Genomic DNA, 19,893 nt, shown 5'->3' on the forward strand with positions numbered 1-19,893 from the left:
AGTACATGTGTTGACTGCCACACCGCCTTCGCGAGCAAGCCCGCTCCCACATTGGTCCTGTGCCGTCAGGCAGATTGCATTTCAAGGCAGGAATGCCTGCCGGTATTCCCCAGGCGTCGCGCCCATCGCCTGGCGGAACCGGTTGGTAAAGTGGCTGGCACTGGAAAACCCGCATGCCAGCGCAATCTCGCCCAAGGGCAATGACCCGCCACGCAACAACTCCCGGGCGCGGGCCAGGCGCCGCGCCAGCAGGTACTGGTGGGGCGGCAGGCCAAAGCTCTCGCGAAACATCCGCGCGAAGTGGTACTCCGACAAGGCGCACAAGCCTGCCAACTGCCCCAGGCTGATCGGCTCGGCCAGTTGCTGGTCGATGTGCTCCACCAGTTGCCGACGCTGGTGGGCAGCCAGCCCGCCTTTCAAGCGCAAACCTTCACGCATCCCCACTTGGCTGAGCAAGGTATGGCTGAGCATTTCATGCGCCAGGCTGCTGGTCAGCAGGCGCTCGCCGGGCTCTTTCCAGTTCAGGCTGATCAACTGGTGAAAGCGCCGGGCCTGCTGCGCGTCGTCGAGGAAGGTGCTCTCACGCAACTGCAACTCGCGGGGCTCACGGTCCAGCAAGGTCACGCAGCCCAAGGCGAATTGCTCCGGGCTGAAATACACGTGGGCCAGGCGGATTTCGCCGTTGATCACCCAGGCCGACTGATGCTCCGCCGGCAGGATGCACAGCTTGTCCGGGCCGCCCTTGGTGCCGGGCTGGTCGCGGCGAAAGGTGCCGGTGCCGCCGCCGATGTAGCAGGACAGGGTGTGATGGTCGGGGGCTTCGTAATCCTGGGCGTCGTGATGGTTGCTCCACAAGGCTGCAGACAAGCCGTCACCGAGCTCGGCGCACAGCTCGAGGCGAGCGTTGGGCGAGCGGTTGAGGGATTGAAAGACTTGCAGGGTTTCCAGTGGCGGCATATTCGTACTCTCTGACAGCTTGCATCCTACTCCCAGCGGCGATTCCTGTGATCCCGGCAGCCGACAAAAGCGCAAGAATGTGCAAGAGGCTGGGTGCCGCCCGGGGCGAAACTGTGGCTCAACCCTCGGAGCCCGCCATGAACCTTTTCCTGTATTTACTCACCGTACTGATCTGGGGCACCACCTGGATTGCCCTCAAGTGGCAACTGGGCGTGGTGGCGATTCCGGTGTCCATCGTCTATCGCTTTGGCCTCGCGGCGCTGGTGCTGTTCGTGATGCTGCTGCTCAGCCGCAAGCTGCAGGTGATGAACCGCCGTGGGCATTTGATCTGCCTGGCCCAGGGGCTGTGCCTGTTTTGCGTCAACTTCATGTGCTTTCTCACCGCCAGCCAGTGGATTCCCAGCGGGCTGGTGGCGGTGGTGTTCTCCACCGCGACCTTGTGGAACGCGCTGAACGCTCGGGTGTTCTTTGGCCAGAAAGTCGCACGCAATGTGTTGATGGGCGGCGGCCTCGGGTTGCTGGGCCTGGGGCTGTTGTTCTGGCCGGAACTGGTGGGGCACACCGCCAGCCCGCAAACCTTGCTCGGCCTGGGTTTGGCGCTGCTCGGCACGATGTGTTTCTCGGCGGGCAACATGCTGTCGAGCCTGCAACAGAAGGCCGGCCTCAAGCCGCTGACCACCAATGCCTGGGGCATGGCCTATGGTGCGTCGATGCTGGCGATGTACTGCGCGGTGCAGGGTATTCCGTTCGACATGGAATGGAACAGCCGCTACATCGGTTCGTTGTTGTACCTGGTGATCCCGGGTTCGGTGATCGGTTTTACTGCCTACCTGACCCTGGTCGGGCGCATGGGGCCGGAGCGGGCGGCGTATTGCACCGTGCTGTTCCCGGTGGTGGCGTTGAACGTCTCGGCGTTTGCCGAAGGCTATCAGTGGACAGCGCCCGCGTTGGCGGGGCTGGTACTGGTGATGCTGGGGAATGTGTTGGTGTTTCGTAAGCCCAAGGCTGGCGCGCCGATCAATCCAATCTACAAGGCGAAGCAGGTCTAGTGTGGGAGCTGCGAGCCCAGGCAAGGCTGCGATGCAGGCGCTGCGGTTTTGCAGGTGCACTGCGGTGATGCCATCGCAGCCTCGCTAAAGCTCGACAGTTCCCACATTTAATATCCTTTACCTGAGAATCACCGTTCGCTACTTCAGGCCCAGGCGCTTGGCCATCCGTCCCAGGTTGGCCCGGTCCAGGCCCAGCTCACGTGCGGCGCTGGCCCAGTTGTGCTGGTGGCGTTCCAGGCAGGCACTGATGACCTGGCGCTGGTAGTTCTCGGTGGCCAGGCGCAGGTCGCCGGTGACGTTCGGCGCTGGCTCGGGCTGCTCTTCGAGCGGTTGCGCGGCGGCGTTCGGCAAGTCCAGGTCCGCCGCGCTGAGGCTGAGAATCTGCGGCCGTTCCCGGCAGTTACCCAGGGCTTTCAGGGCGCTGCGGCCGATCAAGTGTTCCAGTTCGCGCACATTCCCCGGCCACGTATAAGCCAGCAGTGCCGCCTGGGCATCGCTGGTCAGGCGCAGGCTGCCCAGGCCCATGCGCGAGCGGTTCTGTTCAAGGAAAAAACCCGCCAGCAACAGCACATCGCGGCCACGCTCCCGCAGCGCCGGGACTTGCAACGGGTACACACTCAAGCGGTGATAAAAGTCGGCACGATAGCGGCCGCTGCGCACTTCTTCGGCCAGATCCCGGTTAGTGGCAGCGATCAGGCGCACATCCACCTGATGCTCCTTGTCAGACCCCAGGCGCTGCAACTGACCACTTTGCAGCACCCGCAGCAGCTTGGCCTGCACGGTGAGGGATAATTCGCCCACTTCATCCAGGAACAGCGTGCCGCCATTCGCCAGCTCGAACTTGCCCCTGCGTTCGTTCAGCGCGCCGGTAAACGCCCCGCGCACATGGCCGAACAGCTCGCTTTCCACCAGGGTTTCCGGCAGGGCGGCGCAGTTGAGGCTGATCAGCGGTTTCTCGGCGCGGGATGAGGCGGCGTGGATCGCCTGGGCCACCAGCTCCTTGCCGACGCCGGTCTCGCCGGTGATCAGCACGGTCAAATCGCTGCCGCCCACCAGGTTGATTTCTTCCACCAGGCGTTTGTGGGTCTTGCTCTGGCCGATCATCTCCTTGTGCTGCTGGCCGCTGGCCTGGCGGTAGATTTCGGCCCGCTGGTGTTCGTCTTCGGCCCGCAGGGCCAGGCGTTCGATGCGTTCGGCAACATTCACCGTTGCGGCAGCAAGGCTGGCGAAGGCTTGCAGGGCGTCCAGCTCCACCCGTTCGAAGCGCTCGGTGTCCAGGGCGTCGAGGGTCAGCAGGCCCCAGGGCTGGTCGTCTACGAACAGCGGGCAGCCCATGCAGTCATGAACTTCAAGGTGTCCATGCAGGCCATCCACCAAACCGTCATAGGGGTCGGGCAGTTCGCTGTCGCTGTCAAAGCGGGTGGGGCCGGGGCTGCTGAGCAGCACACCAAAGCGCGGATGCTCGCTGACCTTGAAGCGCCGGCCGAGGGTGTCGGTGCTCAAACCATCCACCGCCAGAGGCACCAGCCATTCGCCGTCGAGGCGCAGCAGGGCGGCGGCGTCGCAGGGCAGCAGGGCGCGCATGGCCTGGAGCAGGCGCCGATAGCGCTCGCCTTCGGGCAGTTCGCGGGACAGGTCGGCGACCAGGGGCAGCAGGGTGGTGAGCAGCGGCTTCGCAGTCATAATGACTCCTTGTAGTCATAGTGACTATAAAGTGTAGGAGGTCATACTGACTACATTTAATTCAAGCTACTGATTTATAAGGTTTTATTAGTTGGCATGAATACTGAGTAACAAAGGGTAATCAGTAAGAAGACCCAGGAGTCTGCCATGCTTAGTGCCCAAGACCGTGCCATCGTCAAATCCACCGTGCCCCTGCTGGAAAGTGGCGGCGAAGTCCTGATCACCCATTTCTACCGGATGATGCTGTCCGAGTACCCCGAAGTGCGCCCGCTGTTCAACCAGGCCCACCAGGCCAGCGGCGACCAGCCCCGGGCGTTGGCCAACGGCGTGCTGATGTACGCTCGCCACATCGACCAGTTGGACCAGTTGGGCGACCTGGTGGCGAAGATCATCAACAAGCACGTGGCCCTGCAGATCCTGCCGGAGCATTACCCAATTGTCGGTACCTGCCTGCTGCGAGCGATTTCCGAAGTGCTGGGCAGTGAAATCGCCACCCCTGAAGTGATGAGCGCCTGGGGCGCTGCCTATGGCCAACTGGCCGACATCCTGATCGGTGCCGAAGCGGCTATCTATAAAGAGAAGGAAGAAGCGCCGGGCGGCTGGCGTGGTGCGCGGCCTTTCACCTTGGTCAAGCGGGTGGAGGAGAGCGCTGAAATCATCTCGTTCTACTTCGCGCCTGTGGATAAAGGCCCGATCCTGGCGGCTGAGCCCGGGCAATACATTGGCATGAAGCTGGTGCTGGAGGGTGAGGAAGTGCGCCGCAACTATTCCCTGTCGGCGCGTGGCGACTCGGGCCAGTACCGCATCAGCGTCAAGCGCGAAGCCGGTGGCCGGGTGTCGAACTACCTGCATGACCAGTTCCAGGTGGGCGCAACCATCGATCTGTTTCCGCCATCGGGGGAGTTCACGTTGGCGGCCAGCGACAAGCCCCTGGTGCTGATCAGTGGCGGTGTCGGCATCACGCCAACCCTGCCGATGCTGGAAGCGGCCCTGGCCACCGAGCGCCCGATCCACTTTATCCACTGCGCGCGTAATGGCGGCGTGCATGCGTTCCGCGAGTGGGTGGATGGCCTCGCCGCGCAGCATCCGCAGCTCAAGCGTTTTTATTGCTACGCCGAAGACGATGGCGTGAGCCCGGCGGCGGACAAGGTTGGCATGCTGAGCCAGGAGCAACTGGCGGCGTGGTTGCCGCAAGAGCGTGATGTGGATGCGTACTTCCTGGGGCCTAAAGGCTTCATGGCGGCGGTCAAGCGTCACTTGAAGGCCTTGGGCGTGCCGGAGAAGCAGAGCCGGTATGAGTTCTTTGGGCCGGCGTCGGCCTTGGAATAACTTACTCGGTCAAAAATGTGGGAGCGGGCTTGCTCGCGAAGGCGGTGTATCAGAAGCACATTCAGTGACTGACACTCCACCTTCGCGAGCAAGCCCGCTCCCACATTTTGATCTCCATTTTCCCTGATTAATCTCCTGTTAATGCCTCCTGTTTAAACCTCCTCACGCCAACAGCTCAACTTTCACCGTCCACGTGTAAACTTGCGGCCATTGGCACAACCAACATTGGCTAAAGGGAAACGGGGATGATCGACGAATTGCGTTTGGGCAGGGAGCGACGCTTTCTGGTACTGCTGGGCATTATTTGCCTGGCGCTGATCGGCGGGGCGCTGTACATGCAGGTGGTGCTGGGCGAGGCGCCGTGCCCGCTGTGCATCCTGCAACGTTATGCCTTGCTGCTGATCGCGATCTTCGCCTTCATCGGTGCCGCCATGCGCACCCCCCGCAGCGTCACGGTGTTTGAAGCACTGGTGACACTCAGCGCCCTCGGGGGTGTCGCTGCCGCCGGCTATCACGTGTACATCCAGTTCTTTCCGAAGGTCAGCTGCGGCATCGATGTGCTGCAACCGATTGTCGATGGCTTGCCGCTGGCATCAGTGTTTCCCCTCGGCTTCCAGGTCGACGGTTTCTGCGAGACGCCTTACCCGCCCGTTCTCGGCCTGTCCCTGGCCCAATGGGCGCTGGTGGCCTTTGTGCTGACGGTGATCCTGGTGCCACTGGGCATTTACCGTAATCGCCAGAGCAAAGCCTGATCCGTAGATGATCAAACGCCCCGGCCTTCCTATAAGAAGGCCGGGGCGTTTTTGTTTGTAGGCATTTTGTGAAGGGACCGTAACGCGGGGCAAGTTTGGGTGCGCGCAGCATGCGACATGTTGTCACACGGAAGCTGTCGCAGGACGTTTCTCACGCCCGTAAACGCGGCATAAATTTGCATGGAACGGCGTTTTGTGGCTGTCAGTTCGTCGTCTGGCCGGTGCCGCGAGCGGCTTGAGCTCCGTGACATTGCCTGATGTCCGAATGCCTTGTTTTTAGGGCACTTGGATGCGTTTTCGATGCCCCTACAGCTTGTGGGGGATGTGGCGAAATGCCCAATAACACGGCATTTTTTGTGGTTTTTGTCGAGAATCAAACGCGATACGATCGCGGACCTTTGCAATAATGGTGAAGGATTATTGCTGGAAACGATAAAAATTATTTCTGGATAAGACATGGTTTATACATCGCTAGCTAACTACAATCGCCCGCATTGAATGTCCGGTGCTGCTCACCCCTGAGCAAACTAGGGCGGTCGAGAAGCGGATGTAACGTTTCGTGCGATCCCAGGTGCCGGCAGCCTTTCAACTATCCGCACCAAATGGAATTGGTCTGTAACAAGGCCTTTGACCAACGAATTCGAATAAGAACTCACCGCTAGCCCGGGACGTGTCGATTCGCGCAAGGCGCGACGGGCAGGCCCTTATTCAATCGAAGAGAAATGCCAACCCTTGGCAGGGTGAAGTGTTGGCGATCAAAACCCAACTGCATTGCGCAAGCTGCTTTAGAGGTCGTGAGATGAGTAAAAACAGGTACCCCCGATTACTAGGCTTTTTGCCGCTGCTTGGCATGATGTTAATGCTGGGAGGCTGCAAGTGGACCTTGCTCGACCCTAAAGGTCAGGTCGGTCTGGATCAACGCAACCTGATCATCACCGCCACCCTGCTGATGCTGTTGGTCGTGGTGCCCGTGATCATCATGACGTTCGCGTTCGCCTGGAAATACCGCGCGTCGAACACCAGCGCCACCTACGCGCCGAAGTGGTCGCACTCCACCAAGATTGAAATCGCGGTGTGGCTGGTGCCGATCCTCATCATCATCGCCCTGGGTTACATCACCTATAAGTCGACCCATGAGCTGGACCCGTATCGTCCGCTGGACTCCGACGTCAAGCCGATCAACATCGAAGTGGTCGCGCTGGACTGGAAGTGGCTGTTCATCTACCCGGACCTGGGTATCGCCACGGTGAACCAGATCCGGTTCCCGGAGAACACCCCGCTTAATTTCCGGATCACCTCCGACGCCGTGATGAACTCGTTCTTCATCCCTGCACTGGGTGGCCAGATCTACGCGATGGCAGGCATGCAGACCCGTCTGCACCTGATCGCGAACGAGAAAGCTGAAATGGAAGGCATCTCCGCCAACTACAGCGGTGCTGGCTTCACCGGCATGAAATTCAAAGCGATCTCGACGAGCCAGGAAGATTTCAACGCCTGGGTAGCCGAAGTCAAGGCCGCACCTAAACAGCTTGATCAAGCTGAATACGATGCCCTTGCCAAACCAAGCCAGAACAACCCAGTCGCCCTGTACTCCACGTACGAGCCGGACCTGTTTCAGAAAATCGTCGACAAGTACGAAGGTATGAAGCCAGGCAAGCCGATCGAGCACGAGAAGAAAGAAGTGGCCGCGGTTGAAGGTTCTGACACGGGCTCGCATTCAACTGCTGGGGCAGAGGAGTAAACGATGTTTGGTAAATTAAGTTGGGATGCGGTCCCGTTCCACGAGCCGATCGTGATGGTGACCATCGCCATGATCGCGCTGGGTGGTCTGGCACTGTTTGCAGGTATCACTTACTTCAAGAAGTGGACCTACCTGTGGACCGAGTGGCTGACTTCGGTCGACCACAAGAAAATCGGCGTCATGTACGTCATCGTTGCCATGGTCATGCTGCTGCGTGGTTTTGCCGACGCCATCATGATGCGTACCCAGTTGGCCATGGCCACCGAGGGTTCGCCTGGCTACCTGCCTCCTGAACACTATGACCAGATCTTCACCGCCCACGGTGTGATCATGATCATCTTCATGGCGATGCCTTTCTTCACCGGCCTGATGAACCTTGCCTTGCCGCTGCAGATCGGTGCGCGTGACGTTGCGTTCCCGTTCCTGAACTCCCTGAGCTTCTGGCTGCTGGTGTCCGGCGTGGTACTGATCAACCTGTCCCTGGGCGTCGGCGAATTCGCCAAGACCGGTTGGGTTGCGTATCCGCCATTGTCGGGCCTGGCCTACAGTCCGGGCGTGGGTGTGGATTACTACATCTGGGCGCTACAGTTATCAGGACTCGGGACGACACTGACGGGGGTCAACTTCCTGGCCACCGTCTTGAAAATGCGCGCCCCGGGCATGAAGCTGATGGACATGCCGATCTTCACCTGGACCTGCACCTGGGCCAACGTTCTGATCGTTGCATCGTTCCCGATCCTGGCTGCAACCATGGCGTTGCTGTCGCTTGACCGTTACCTGGATTTCCACATTTTCACCAATGAACTTGGTGGCAATCCAATGATGTACGTGAACCTGTTCTGGGCATGGGGTCACCCTGAGGTGTACATCCTGATCCTGCCAGCGTTCGGTATCTTCTCTGAAGTGATCTCGACCTTCTCGGGCAAGCGCCTGTTCGGTCACCACTCGATGATCTACGCCTCGGGCGCGATCTCGGTACTGGGCTTCATGGTTTGGCTGCACCACTTCTTCACCATGGGTTCGGGGGCCAGCGTCAACGCGTTCTTCGGACTGGCGACGATGCTGATTTCCATCCCGACGGGGGTGAAGCTATTTAACTGGCTATTCACCATCTATCACGGTCGTCTGCGTATCACCAGCCAGGTTCTGTGGACCCTGGGCTTCATGGTGACCTTCGCAATCGGCGGCATGACCGGCGTACTGCTGGCCATCCCGGGTGCTGACTTCGTACTGCACAACAGCCTGTTCGTGATTGCTCACTTCCATAACGTGATCATCGGCGGCGCAGTATTCGGCTACATCGCAGGTTTCAGCTTCTACTTCCCGAAAGCGTTCGGCTTCAAGCTGCACGAAGGCTGGGGCAAGGCTGCATTCTGGTTCTGGATCTCGGGCTTCTTCGTCGCGTTCATGCCGCTCTATGCACTGGGCTTCATGGGCATGACCCGTCGTCTGAACGCCACCACCAACCCTGAGTGGGTACCGTACCTGTACGTTGCCATGGTGGGTGCGCTGATGATTGCTGTCGGTATCGCCTGCCAGCTGATCCAGTTGTATGTCAGCGTGCGTGATCGCAAGCAGAACATGTGCGAATCCGGCGACCCATGGAATGCACACACCCTGGAATGGTCGACTTCGTCGCCACCTCCGTTCTACAACTTTGCCGTACTGCCGAAGGCTGACAGCATCGATCCGTTCACCGAAGCCAAGGAAGACGGTACGGCGTACCAGAAGCCAGCACGTTACGAACCGATCCACATGCCTAACAACACCGCTACCGGCGTTGTGATGGGTGCGCTGTTGACCGTCTTCGGTTTCGCGATGATCTGGCACATCTGGTGGCTGGCCATCGTCAGCCTGGTGGGCACCATCGGCTACTTCATCGTTCACGCTGCCCGTGATGACCAAGGCTACATGGTGGCGGTCGACGTGATCGAACGCATCGAAGCCGAGCAACACGCTCGCCTGGTTGCCGAGAAGAAGATCCCGGCCAACCGTGTTGAAACCTCGTTGGAACAGGCTTAAACCATGTCGAACTTAGTGACCAATGCTGGACACGCCCATGTCGATGACCATGGGCACGATGACCATCACCACGACTCGGGGCCAATGACCGTCTTCGGTTTCTGGCTCTACCTGATGACCGACTGCATCTTGTTTGCGTCGATCTTCGCGGTGTACGCGGTACTGGTAAACAACGTAGCGGGTGGCCCGTCGGGCCACGACATCTTCGAACTGCCTTACGTGCTTGGCGAAACCGCCTTGCTGTTGTTCAGCTCGATCACCTACGGCTTCGCCATGCTGGCCTTCTACAAGGGCAGCAAGAAAGGCGTCCTGAGCTGGTTGGCACTGACCTTCCTGTTCGGCCTGGGCTTCATCGGCATGGAGGTCAACGAGTTCCACCTGCTGATCTCCGAAGGTTACGGCCCGCACCGTAGCGGCTTCCTGTCGGCGTTCTTCACGCTGGTAGGCACCCACGGTCTGCACGTGACTGCCGGTCTGATCTGGATGGCGACCATGATGTATCAGGTCAACAAGCATGGCCTGACCAACACCAACAAGACTCGCCTGAGCTGCCTGAGCCTGTTCTGGCACTTCCTGGACGTGGTCTGGATCTGCGTCTTCACCGTTGTCTACCTGATGGGGACTCTGTAATGGCTAATGCACATTCCCATGACAGCCACGATGACAGCCACGGCAGCGTCAAGTCGTACGCCATCGGCTTCATCCTGTCGGTCATCCTGACGCTGATCCCGTTCGGCCTGGTGATGTACCCGACCTTGCCGAAGTCGATCACCTTGATGATCGTCCTGGCGTTCGCGGTGATTCAGGTTCTGGTTCACCTGGTGTACTTCCTGCACCTGGACCGCTCGAAGGCTCAGCGCGATAACGTGATTGCGTTCGTGTTCGCAGGTTTGGTGATCCTCCTGCTGGTTGGCCTGTCGGTATGGATCATGTTCAGCATCCATACGTTCATGATGGCGAAGTGAGGTAAGACCCGATGTCGCTTAAGCACTTTATCCAAATCACCAAACCGGGGATCATTTTCGGTAACGTGCTTTCTGTGGCAGGCGGTTTCTTCCTGGCCTCCAAGGGGCATGTCGATCTGGCCATTTTCCTGGCAGCGATGATCGGCACGTCCCTGGTGGTAGCTTCCGGTTGTGTATTCAACAACTGCATCGACCGCGATATCGACATCAAGATGGAACGCACCAAGAATCGTGTGCTGGTCCAGGGCCTTATCTCCCTGAAACTGGCACTGATCTTCGCGACCGTTTTGGGTATCGCCGGCGTGGTGTTGTTGTACAAGGTGGCCAACCCGCTGGCGGCGCTGTTTGCCGTGATCGGCTTTGTCATCTACGTCGGCTTCTACAGCCTGTACCTCAAGCGCAAGTCGGTTCACGGCACGCTGGTGGGCAGTCTGTCGGGGGCGATGCCGCCGGTGATTGGTTATGTGGCTGTGACCAATAGCTTCGACATGGCCGCGCTGGTGCTACTGGTGATGTTCAGCCTGTGGCAGATGCCGCACTCCTATGCCATCGCGATCTTCCGCTTCAACGACTACCTGGCTGCCTCGATTCCGGTTCTGCCGGTCAAGCGTGGCATCAAGGTAGCCAAGAAACACATCCTGCTCTACATCCTGGCCTTCCTCGTGGCGACCTTGATGTTGACCTTCAGTGGCTACGCCGGCATGAGCTACCTCGCCGTTGCCGCCGCCATGGGCATGTACTGGTTGTACATGGCCTGGACCGGCTACAAGGCGGTGGATGACACCGTCTGGGCACGCAAGCTGTTCGTCTTCTCGATCTTCACCATCACCGCCTTGAGCGTGATGATGTCCCTGGATTTCCAGGTGCCGAAAGAGTTGCTGCTGACGTACGCTCACTGAGTGATCAAGCAGTAAAAAACCCCGCCTTCGAAAGAAGCGCGGGGTTTTTTATTGAGGGGCCTTTAAACTATGCCAAATCTTACAAATGCAGGAAGCAGCGTGATGAGTAAAAAAGCCGTTATCGTATTCAGTGGTGGGCAGGACTCGACAACCTGTCTGATCCAGGCACTGCCGCTGTATGACGAAGTGCACTGCATAACGTTTGATTATGGCCAGCGTCATGTGGCGGAAATCGAAGTCGCGCAAAAACTCTCCAAGCAACTGGGTGCCACCGTTCACAAGGTGATGGACGTGTCCCTGTTGAACGAACTGGCCATCAGCAGCCTGACCCGCGACAACATTCCGGTACCCACGGTGAACAGCTCAGGCGAGAGTTTGCCGAGCACCTTTGTGCCGGGCAGGAACATTTTGTTTTTGACCCTGGCGGCGATCTACGCCTATCAGGTCAAGGCGCAAACCGTGATCACCGGCGTGTGTGAAACCGACTTCTCCGGCTATCCCGATTGCCGGGATGAGTTCGTCAAGGCGCTGAATAAAGCGCTTCAGTTGGGCATGGAATACGACGTGCGCCTGGAAACGCCGTTGATGTGGCTGAACAAGGCCGAGACCTGGGCCCTGGCGGACTATCACCACCAGCTGGACTTGATCCGCAACCAGACCCTGACCTGCTACAACGGCATTATCGGCACGGGCTGCGGCAACTGTGATGCGTGCAACCTTCGCGCGCGGGGCCTGAACGACTACCTGGAAAACAAGGCCGCCGTCATGCAGAGCCTGAAAAGCAAGCTGGCGTGATGTCGATCGTTCCCACGCTCCGCGTGGGAATGCATCCCGTGACGCTCCGCGTCACAAAGGCGGACGCGGAGCGTCCAAAGCGGCATTCCCACGCAGAGCGTGGGAACGAGCATCAGTTGGCGTGTGGTTGGGCCTGGTTATCGCCCGTGATGTAGCGCTTGAACAGCGAGCGGGCGCCATAGGCCGGCAGGATATTGAAGAAGGCAAAGCAGACCTTGATCGCAATCTGCACGTAGATCATGTTCAGGATGTCGCTGGTCTGCATGGCGCCGTAGAACGCGATGAAGCAGAACAGGAAACTGTCGATGATCACCGCGAAGAACGTACTCAGGAAAATCCGCAGGAATAAATACCTGGAGTTGGTCAGCTCTTTGATCTTGCACAGCAGGTACGAGTTGATGTTCTCCGACACCAGGAATCCCTGCATTTACAGGCCCAAACCTGGTGCGCGAGGTATCCCCTCGCGGATTACCTGCACAACTGAGCAAATATCCAAATGGATGTTTCATATTAGTGCGGGATGAATTGCTGTACGGTGTTTAAGCGGCTGTTATAGACGGTCGCGTTATTGCTCATATCCATAATTAACAAGCTGCATGACAGCTTGGCGTTCTCCTGGCAGTTATAAAAAGGGCTCTTAAAGTCCGTTCAACCTCCGTGAACGAAGTACTCAGCCTTTTGCAGTGAAGTCGAACTTGGCCCGTGCGCCGATAGTGGTTCGACTCATGAGGAGATATCCCGTGATAACCCGAAGAAAACTCCTGTACTCAGGCGCAGCCTTGACCGGTGCCGGCCTGTTTGCCCCGCTGTGGGCCGGTGTTGCGTTGGCGCAGGAAGTCAGCAGCGCCGCCAGCGACGACATCGAATCCTTCCGCCAATTGTCGATGTTCCTCCTCGAACGCCCGAGCCTGGATGCCACCTTGTCCTTGCGCATCCTGGCCCAGTGCACCCAGAACGACCCCGAGTTCCCGCAGAAGATGAAAGCCTTGTGGAGCAAGGTTGGCCAGCATCACTTGCGTAGCGTCGGCCAGTTGTCCGGCAGCCCGTTCTACGCCGACCCGGTGATCAAGGACACGACGCAGAAAATCGTCTCCGCCTGGTACCTGGGCTACACCGGCACGCCGGTGTCCCTGCGCGCTACCGACGGTACGCGGCTGGTGACCTTCACCGGCGCGCTGGCCTACCAGCCGACCGCGGACGCCACGGTGATACCGACGTACTCCCGGGGAAAAACCAATTACTGGGTCCATCCTCCGGCCACGCTGGCCAACGACTAAGACAAGGCACTTTTATGAATCAGGATTTTGACGCCGATGTCATCGTGGTTGGCTCCGGCGCATTAGGCAGTAACGCAGCCTTTGAATTGGCCAAACTCGGCAAGTCAGTGATTATTCTGGAAGCGGGTGAACATATTCCCCGCTGGAAGATAGTCGAGAACTTCCGTAATTCGTCGAACAAGGGCAATTACAACTCACCCTATCCCAATGAGCCGTGGGCCCATCATTCTTATGATGAGCAGTACATCGAGAACACCGGTTCTTTCGAGTTCCGCCCCGGCATGTTGAAACTGGTGGGCGGTACCACCTGGCACTGGGCGGCGGCGTGCTGGCGTTACTTGCCCAACGATATGAAGCTCAACACGCTCTACGGCGTAGGTCGCGACTGGCCGCTGGAATACAGCGAACTGGAACCCTATTACGTACGTGCGGAAATTGCCCTGGGCGTGTGCGGCAGTGACACCCAGGACCAGAGCGGGCAGGGCGGCGGCGCTTTCCCACCGCGCTCCAGCCCCTATCCGATGGCGCCGGAGGGCGATACCTACCTGTTCCAGCGCCTGCGTGAACGCATGGCCCCGGCCGGTTATCACTTTATCCATGAGCCCAATGGCCGTGCCACCGAACCCTACGACGGGCGCCCGGCGTGCAGCGGCAACAACAACTGCATGCCGGTCTGCCCCATTGGTGCGATGTACAGCGGCGATGTGCACGCCCGCCATGCCGAACAGGCCGGCGCCAAGCTGATCACCGACGCCACCGCCTACAAGCTGGAAAAAGGCGCGGGCGACAAGATCGTCGCCATCCATTACCGCAGCTCTAGTGGCGCCGATGTGCGGCTCACCGCCAAGTACTTCATCGTTGCTGCCCACGGCCTGGAAACCCCCAAGCTGCTGCTGATTTCCGAGGTGGCCAACTCCTCCGACCAGGTCGGTCGCAACCTGATGGACCACACTGGCCAAGGCCTGCAATTTATCGCCGACGAGCCGTTGTGGCCGGGACGCGGCGCGGTGCAGCAGGGCGGGATTTTCAACCGCCGCGACGGCGAGTTCCGCAAGGAGCGGGCTTCGGTCAAACACTCGATCTCCAACAACGTGCCGAACATTGCCGTGGCCAAGCGGCTGATCGCCCAGGGCGTGTACGGCAAGGAGCTGGACGAGCGCATCCGTCACGACGCGGCGCGTTGGGTCGACGTCTCTACCGTGTATGAAACCCTGCCGCTTTCGACCAACACCGTGCGCCCGAGCCGCACCCGCAAGGACGCCCTGGGCATCCCGATGCTGGTGGTCAACTACGAGGTGGGCGATTACGTGAAGGCGGCCAAGTCCGGTGTTACCGAAGACTATGCGCACTTTGTGCAGCTGATGGGTGGCACGGTGGTGGAAGACAACACCGGCTACCAGAACCGCGACCACCTGATGGGCACCGTGATCATGGGCGCCAACCCCAAGGATTCGGTGGTCAACCACGAGTGCCGCACCCACGACCACGCCAACCTGTTTCTCGCCACCACCGGGGTGATACCGGCCTCCGGCACCATCAACCCGACCCTGGCCGGCGTGGCGCTGAGTATCCGTATGGCCGACATCATTGCGCGGGAGGTCTAGGTCATGGGATTGCTTAAATTTCCGTTGCTGGCCTTGCTGCTCACCGCGTTGCCGGTGTTTGCCGCTGAAGACACCGATGCGCTGATCGAGAAGGGCGCCTATGTCGCCCGTGCCGGCGATTGCGAAGCCTGTCACCGCACCGCCGAAAACGGTGGCGCACCGTTGGCCGGCGGGTATGTGATCGACTCGCCCATGGGCAAGATCATCTCCAGCAACATCACCCCGTCCAAGGCCTACGGCATCGGCGACTACACCGAGCAACAACTGGCGGACGCCTTGCGCAAAGGCATCAACGCCAAGGGCCAGCACCTGTACCCGGCGATGCCCTACACCTCTTACCAGGGCATGAGCGATGACGACATCCACGCCTTGTATGTGTACCTGCAACAGGGCGTCAAAGCCGTGGACCAGCCGGTGCCGGAAACGCACCTGGCGTTTCCGTTCAACATCCGCCAACTGATGTTCGGCTGGAACCTGGTGTTTCTCGACAGCCAGGGTTTTGTGCCGAAGCCCGGCGCCACCGAACAGACCAGCCGTGGCCAGTACCTGGTGGACAACCTCGCCCACTGCGGCGCCTGCCACACTCCGCGTAATGCCCTGATGGCCGAGGACAACAGCCAGTACCTGGCTGGCGCCAAACTGGGTGGCTGGGTCGCGCCCAACATCACCTCCGACAAGGTCAGTGGCCTCGGCGACTGGAGCGAGGACGACCTGGTCAACTTCCTGAAAAACGGTCACCTCGCCGACAAGGCCCAAGCGGCGGGCGGTATGGCCGAAGCGGTGGAAAACAGCTTCCGCTTCCTCAGCGACAGCGACCTGCACGCCATGGCCGCCTACCTGCACAGCGTGCCGCCGATCCGCGATCCCGGGCAGACCGAGCGGGTGGTGCGCGACGTCAAGCCGGTGGACATGAGCACCCTGGAAACCGGCCAAGGCGATCAAGCGTCATTGGCTGACGCGACCGGCCTGGATGGCGCTCGCCTCTACAACTCGGCCTGCTCCAGCTGCCACGGCCGCGATGGCCAGGGCTCGGCGGACAAGTTCTACCCGTCCCTGAGCCTCAACACCGCGCTCAACGGCAACCAGGCCAACAACCTGGTGATGGCGATCATCGCGGGCATCGACCGTAAAGGGGCCGACGGCGCAGTGAACATGCCAGCCCTGGGCGGCGACCTGAACGATGCGCAAATCGCCGCCATCGCTAACTACAGCCTGCAAACCTTCGGCAACCCGGCGCTGAGCGTCAGTTCCGAAGAAGTGACGAGCCTGCGTCGCGGTGGAGATGCGCCGTTGTTGATCACGGCGATGCCGTATCTGCTGTGGGGCGGTGGCCTGGCGTTGCTGGTGCTGATCATCGTGCTGGTGTTGTGGCGGCGTCACCACCAACACCTGCGGGCAGTGGAGGCCAAGCGGATTGCGTTGAACCGCCGTTTTCATTCCAACTAGCCAGAAACGCAAAAGCCCCGCCTTCGGTATAAAGTGCGGGGCTTTTTAATGCCTCGACGCTGGCGTAGCAGCTGTCGAGCTTAAGCGAGGCTGCGTCAGGCGCGACGCGATGCCTGTGTCTGGCGCGATTGCTATGTTGCTGCCATCGCAGCCTCGCTGGCGCTCGACAGCTCCTACGCGATGCTGTAGCCATCAAATGCGGTTTGCTGCTGCAATGCGGTGATGATGCTTTTACGCGTCAGTGGCTGCTCGGCGCCCGAGTTATCCACAAAGGTTTCAACCTCAAGTTCCGCCTCATCACCTTCACCGACAAAGGTAAAGCCGAGGAATTCAAACGCCTCACGGTCCACGTTCGGCTTGGAGCGGGGCGAACGCATCGGCAGGGTGACGCTGATGCCGTCCTTGCTGATGGCGAACACTTCCATTTCCTTCTTCGGGCGGGAAGCCTTGCCTTTGCCGGCGCTCGGATTGCTGATCGCCTGGTGGGTCTGGTTCAGCACCTTGAGGGCCAGGCCGTAGACCAGTTCCTGAAACTCCGGATCGTCCTTGAAGCTGGACAGGATGCGGCTGATGGAGAACTTGGTATTCAGGTCTTCCAGGGCGGCGTTGTCGGCGGCTTCGGCGTCCTTGAGCTGCTTGAGCTCGCCCATCAGGTCGTAGGCCTTGTCGTCGTCGAAAGCGTCGTGGGCCTGGCGGATGGCCACGCGCAGCTCGCGGATCTGGTCGCTTTCCTTGGAGGTGTGGAACGCGTCCAGCACCATTTCACTGATGGTCTTGGCCGCCGGCACGTGCTGTGAAAGATTGATGGCGTTTTCGTATTCAGCTTTGGATTGCAAGGCGACTACGGATTCTTCGGTGCGGGAATCAGACATTGAAATTTCACTACTTCAGTAAACGGGGAGACGGGAAAAGCGTCGCGCATTTTCAGCGGGGAGGGGGATCAGGTCAAGGCAGCACAATGCCCTCATCGCGGTTGAATGACGCCAACGCCCGCTGCAGCTTGATCGCCCGTCCGCAAAACAGCCCAACGGTAAAACCCGAAGCCCCGCCCGCCAGGGCCAGCATTGGCGCGGTGCTCGACAGCAACGGATGCACGGCGTGCTGGTAACCGAGGTAATACTTCACGGCGAAGAACAGTTGGGAGATCAGCAGGATTTTCCAGGTGCCGGGCAGCACCAGCGTGTGGCCATCGAGGCTTGCACCCTTGGCGGTGAACATCACCATCGCCAACAGGCAGCCCACGGCGGCACCGCCCAGCCAGCAGCCGATCGACAGCGTTGAGTGTTCAATGGACATCAGCGACCAGATCACCAGCACCACCGGCAGGATCATCAGTGACCGGTGGTTTTCGCGGCTGCCGCGGGTGGCTTTGATCCCGTACCAGCAGATCCACAGATAAACGGCGTACACCCAAAGGGGCGTGCCCTGAAGAATGTCGAGCATGGTCAGCGTCCGTGCCTGATGAAGTTGGGCGTCGATATTCGCCGGGCTGCGCGGGGTCTGTCCATCGATTTAATCGAGGCGCTTGCCCATTTCGAAGGCGCGTTTTTCGTAGCCCAATTCCTCGTACAGCCGCTGCGCCGGTTCGTTGAAGGCCCAGACGGTCAGGCGCAGATCACCGGCGCCCTGGTGGATGGCCCAACGCTCCGCGAGCGCCATCAGCTCACGGCCAATGCCCTGGCCGCGATGTGCCTCCAGCACGCAGATCGAGCCGATCCTGGCAACACGCAGCGGCTGCAACAACGGGCTGGCGGTCTCGATGATTTGCGCGGTGATAAATCCAATACCAACGCCGTGCTGCTCGGCAAGAAACACCGCCTGAACCCGACTGGTGAGGCAGGGCCGCCAATGGGACTGGTCGCGCTCCACCTGGTCGGTGGCATCACGATAGATATCGGGCCGTTCCTGGTGGTGCAGGCGGTTCAGCGGCTGGCCCAGTACGCACAGGGTGTGCAGGTCATCCAGGTGCGCCTGGCGATAGGTCAATCCTTGAGACATGGCAGTCCTTCGAACGGGGCAAAGGGCGTTTTATGCCCGTTATCGGCGATCACGTAAAGGCGCGGCGTTGGCCCCAAGCCCTTCGACGAAGCCGGCAATGCGTCGGCAAGCCTCCCTGAGGGTGTCATCGGCAACGGTAAACGAAACCCGCACAAACCCTTCGGCGCTGGGGCCAAAGGCTTGGGCATCAAGCACCGATACGCCGGTCTGGCGATACAGTTGCCAGGCGAATTCCCGGCCCGTGAGCCCGGTGCGGCGTACGTCCACCAGCATGAACATGCCCGCCTGGGGGACTCGACATTCCAGGTCGCTGATCGCACTCAGCTCATTCACCACCAGGTCACGCCGGCGCCGATACAGCGCACGGGCATCGCTGACCACGACCTCATCCAATTCCAGTGCCTTGAGCGCCGCCGCCTGGATAAACCCTGGCAGGCCGTAAATCATGCACAGCAGCAAGTTCTCCAGATGGCTGATCAACGTGGGCGGGCCGGCCACCCAGCCTACCCGCCAGCCAGTCATGGCGTGGCTTTTCGACAGGCTGTTGAGCACCACCGTACGCTCGGCCATGCCGGGTAACGCGCTGATGCTCAGGTGTTGATCGTCATAGATGAGCTGCCCATACACTTCATCGCAAATTACCCACAGGTCGTGGGCGCGTGCCATTTCGGCGACAGCTTCCAGCTCTTCGCGGCAGTAGACGTTGCCGGTGGGGTTGCACGGTGTAGCGAGGGCGATGCCCCGGGTCTTGTCGGTAATCGCGGCCTTCAGCGCGGTACGGGTCAGGCGAAAGCCGTTGGCGGCCGGTTGTTCGACGGTTTTAATGCGTGCCCCCGAGGCTTGGACACAGGCCTCGTAGGTCAGGTACATCGGCTCCGGCACCAGCACTTCATCGCCGTGGCTGAACAGGCACAAGCAGGCCGCGAACAGGCCATTCTGCGCGCCGGCGACCAGGGCTATATTGTCGGCGTGCACCGCAATCCCTTGCAGCAGGCTCTGCCGTGCGGCGATGGCCTCCCGCAGTTTCGGGCGGCCGAGCACATGGGTGTAGTGGGTGTCGCCAGCGCGCAGGGCGTCCACGGCGGTTTCACAGATCGCGCTGTGTGTGGCGAAATCCGGATCGCCGACACTGAGCACAATCACGTCTTCGCCACGCAGTTGAGCTTCGGCGGCGGCGTAGTGAATATCCCAGGCACTGACGGATTCGCCGCCAATGCGCCCCACAAAGGGTGAATAACGCATCCTTGCTCTCCTCGCCGACATCGATGCCCGCGTCAATTAGTCAATTTCAGTTCCACTGTAGAACATGGCGCCTGATCCACATCAAGGGCCGCGCGCAAAAAATCCGCTACAACGAAGCTGGGGCTGACCATGCC

At 60.0% G+C, this 19,893-nt stretch carries 18 protein-coding genes and 1 pseudogene; 12 read left to right on the forward strand and 7 right to left on the reverse strand.

What is annotated here, in order from left to right; all coding sequences use genetic code 11:
- Positions 1–81: 81 nt before the first annotated feature.
- Positions 82–957 (reverse strand): helix-turn-helix domain-containing protein, encoded by an 876-nt coding sequence (locus BLU46_RS22045; protein WP_063027310.1) that lies wholly within the window; start codon positions 955–957, stop codon positions 82–84.
- 137 nt (positions 958–1,094) lie between these two features.
- Here BLU46_RS22045 and BLU46_RS22050 point away from each other — a divergent pair, with 137 nt between their 5' ends.
- Positions 1,095–2,006 carry a DMT family transporter gene (locus BLU46_RS22050; protein WP_008435625.1) on the forward strand — a complete coding sequence of 304 codons (912 nt, stop codon included), beginning with the start codon at positions 1,095–1,097 and terminating at the stop codon, positions 2,004–2,006.
- Between the two features lie 138 nt (positions 2,007–2,144).
- On the opposite strand, the gene norR is transcribed toward BLU46_RS22050, so the two are convergent.
- Positions 2,145–3,689, reverse strand: coding sequence for a nitric oxide reductase transcriptional regulator NorR (norR, locus tag BLU46_RS22055; protein WP_093205400.1), 1,545 nt, complete (start codon positions 3,687–3,689; stop codon positions 2,145–2,147).
- Between the two features lie 147 nt (positions 3,690–3,836).
- On the opposite strand from norR, the gene hmpA reads away from it, so the two are divergent.
- The 8 genes from hmpA (at position 3,837) to queC (ending at position 12,192) form a co-directional block, all read left to right on the forward strand.
- The gene (hmpA, locus tag BLU46_RS22060) at positions 3,837–5,018 is read left to right on the forward strand and encodes an NO-inducible flavohemoprotein (RefSeq protein ID WP_093205405.1); all 1,182 of its coding nucleotides are present in this window, start codon (positions 3,837–3,839) and stop codon (positions 5,016–5,018) included.
- Positions 5,019–5,263: 245 nt separating this feature from the next.
- Positions 5,264–5,770 carry a disulfide bond formation protein B gene (locus tag BLU46_RS22065; RefSeq protein WP_093205410.1) on the forward strand — a complete coding sequence of 169 codons (507 nt, stop codon included), beginning with the start codon at positions 5,264–5,266 and terminating at the stop codon, positions 5,768–5,770.
- 799 nt (positions 5,771–6,569) lie between these two features.
- Entirely contained in the window at positions 6,570–7,511 is a 942-nt protein-coding gene (cyoA, locus tag BLU46_RS22075) for a ubiquinol oxidase subunit II (RefSeq protein WP_008435619.1), read from the forward strand.
- Between the two features lie 3 nt (positions 7,512–7,514).
- The gene (gene cyoB, locus BLU46_RS22080; RefSeq protein WP_093205414.1) at positions 7,515–9,533 is read left to right on the forward strand and encodes a cytochrome o ubiquinol oxidase subunit I; all 2,019 of its coding nucleotides are present in this window, start codon (positions 7,515–7,517) and stop codon (positions 9,531–9,533) included.
- Positions 9,534–9,536: 3 nt separating this feature from the next.
- Positions 9,537–10,163, forward strand: a complete 627-nt coding sequence (locus BLU46_RS22085; protein ID WP_008435616.1) for a cytochrome o ubiquinol oxidase subunit III — start codon at positions 9,537–9,539, stop codon at positions 10,161–10,163.
- Positions 10,163–10,498 (forward strand): cytochrome o ubiquinol oxidase subunit IV, encoded by a 336-nt coding sequence (gene cyoD / locus BLU46_RS22090; protein ID WP_003216374.1) that lies wholly within the window; start codon positions 10,163–10,165, stop codon positions 10,496–10,498. The genes BLU46_RS22085 and cyoD overlap by 1 nt, the downstream gene beginning before the upstream one ends.
- Positions 10,499–10,509: 11 nt before the next feature.
- Entirely contained in the window at positions 10,510–11,397 is an 888-nt protein-coding gene (gene cyoE, locus BLU46_RS22095) for a heme o synthase (RefSeq protein WP_017480052.1), read from the forward strand.
- A gap of 102 nt (positions 11,398–11,499) precedes the next feature.
- A complete protein-coding gene (queC, locus tag BLU46_RS22100; RefSeq protein WP_063027319.1) occupies positions 11,500–12,192 on the forward strand; it encodes a 7-cyano-7-deazaguanine synthase QueC in 693 nt (230 codons plus the stop codon).
- A gap of 112 nt (positions 12,193–12,304) precedes the next feature.
- On the opposite strand, the pseudogene BLU46_RS22105 reads toward queC, so the two are convergent.
- Positions 12,305–12,610, reverse strand: a pseudogene (locus BLU46_RS22105) (VUT family protein); the annotation flags it as partial.
- A gap of 322 nt (positions 12,611–12,932) precedes the next feature.
- Here BLU46_RS22105 and BLU46_RS22110 point away from each other — a divergent pair.
- From BLU46_RS22110 to BLU46_RS22120, 3 genes are read left to right on the forward strand one after another with little or no spacing between them, the layout of a single operon-like run.
- On the forward strand, positions 12,933–13,469 hold the full coding sequence (locus tag BLU46_RS22110; RefSeq protein WP_172834547.1) for a sugar dehydrogenase complex small subunit: 537 nt from the start codon (positions 12,933–12,935) through the stop codon (positions 13,467–13,469).
- 14 nt (positions 13,470–13,483) lie between these two features.
- A complete protein-coding gene (locus tag BLU46_RS22115) occupies positions 13,484–15,073 on the forward strand; it encodes a GMC family oxidoreductase (RefSeq protein ID WP_093205421.1) in 1,590 nt (529 codons plus the stop codon).
- Positions 15,074–15,076: 3 nt separating this feature from the next.
- On the forward strand, positions 15,077–16,519 hold the full coding sequence (locus BLU46_RS22120) for a c-type cytochrome (RefSeq protein ID WP_093205424.1): 1,443 nt from the start codon (positions 15,077–15,079) through the stop codon (positions 16,517–16,519).
- 173 nt (positions 16,520–16,692) lie between these two features.
- Here BLU46_RS22120 and BLU46_RS22125 read toward each other — a convergent pair whose 3' ends face one another.
- The 4 genes from BLU46_RS22125 to BLU46_RS22140 form a co-directional block, all read right to left on the reverse strand.
- Positions 16,693–17,391: a hypothetical protein gene (locus BLU46_RS22125; protein ID WP_093205439.1), complete on the reverse strand. Its 699-nt coding sequence runs from the start codon at positions 17,389–17,391 to the stop codon at positions 16,693–16,695.
- A gap of 73 nt (positions 17,392–17,464) precedes the next feature.
- Positions 17,465–17,962 (reverse strand): hypothetical protein, encoded by a 498-nt coding sequence (locus BLU46_RS22130; RefSeq protein WP_093205441.1) that lies wholly within the window; start codon positions 17,960–17,962, stop codon positions 17,465–17,467.
- A gap of 69 nt (positions 17,963–18,031) precedes the next feature.
- The gene (locus BLU46_RS22135) at positions 18,032–18,517 is read right to left on the reverse strand and encodes a GNAT family N-acetyltransferase (RefSeq protein ID WP_093205443.1); all 486 of its coding nucleotides are present in this window, start codon (positions 18,515–18,517) and stop codon (positions 18,032–18,034) included.
- Positions 18,518–18,556: 39 nt separating this feature from the next.
- A complete protein-coding gene (locus BLU46_RS22140) occupies positions 18,557–19,759 on the reverse strand; it encodes a pyridoxal phosphate-dependent aminotransferase (RefSeq protein WP_093205445.1) in 1,203 nt (400 codons plus the stop codon).
- Between the last annotated feature and the right edge of the window lie 134 nt (positions 19,760–19,893).

The sequence above is a fragment of the Pseudomonas yamanorum genome, assembly GCF_900105735.1.
GTDB lineage: Bacteria > Pseudomonadota > Gammaproteobacteria > Pseudomonadales > Pseudomonadaceae > Aquipseudomonas > Aquipseudomonas yamanorum.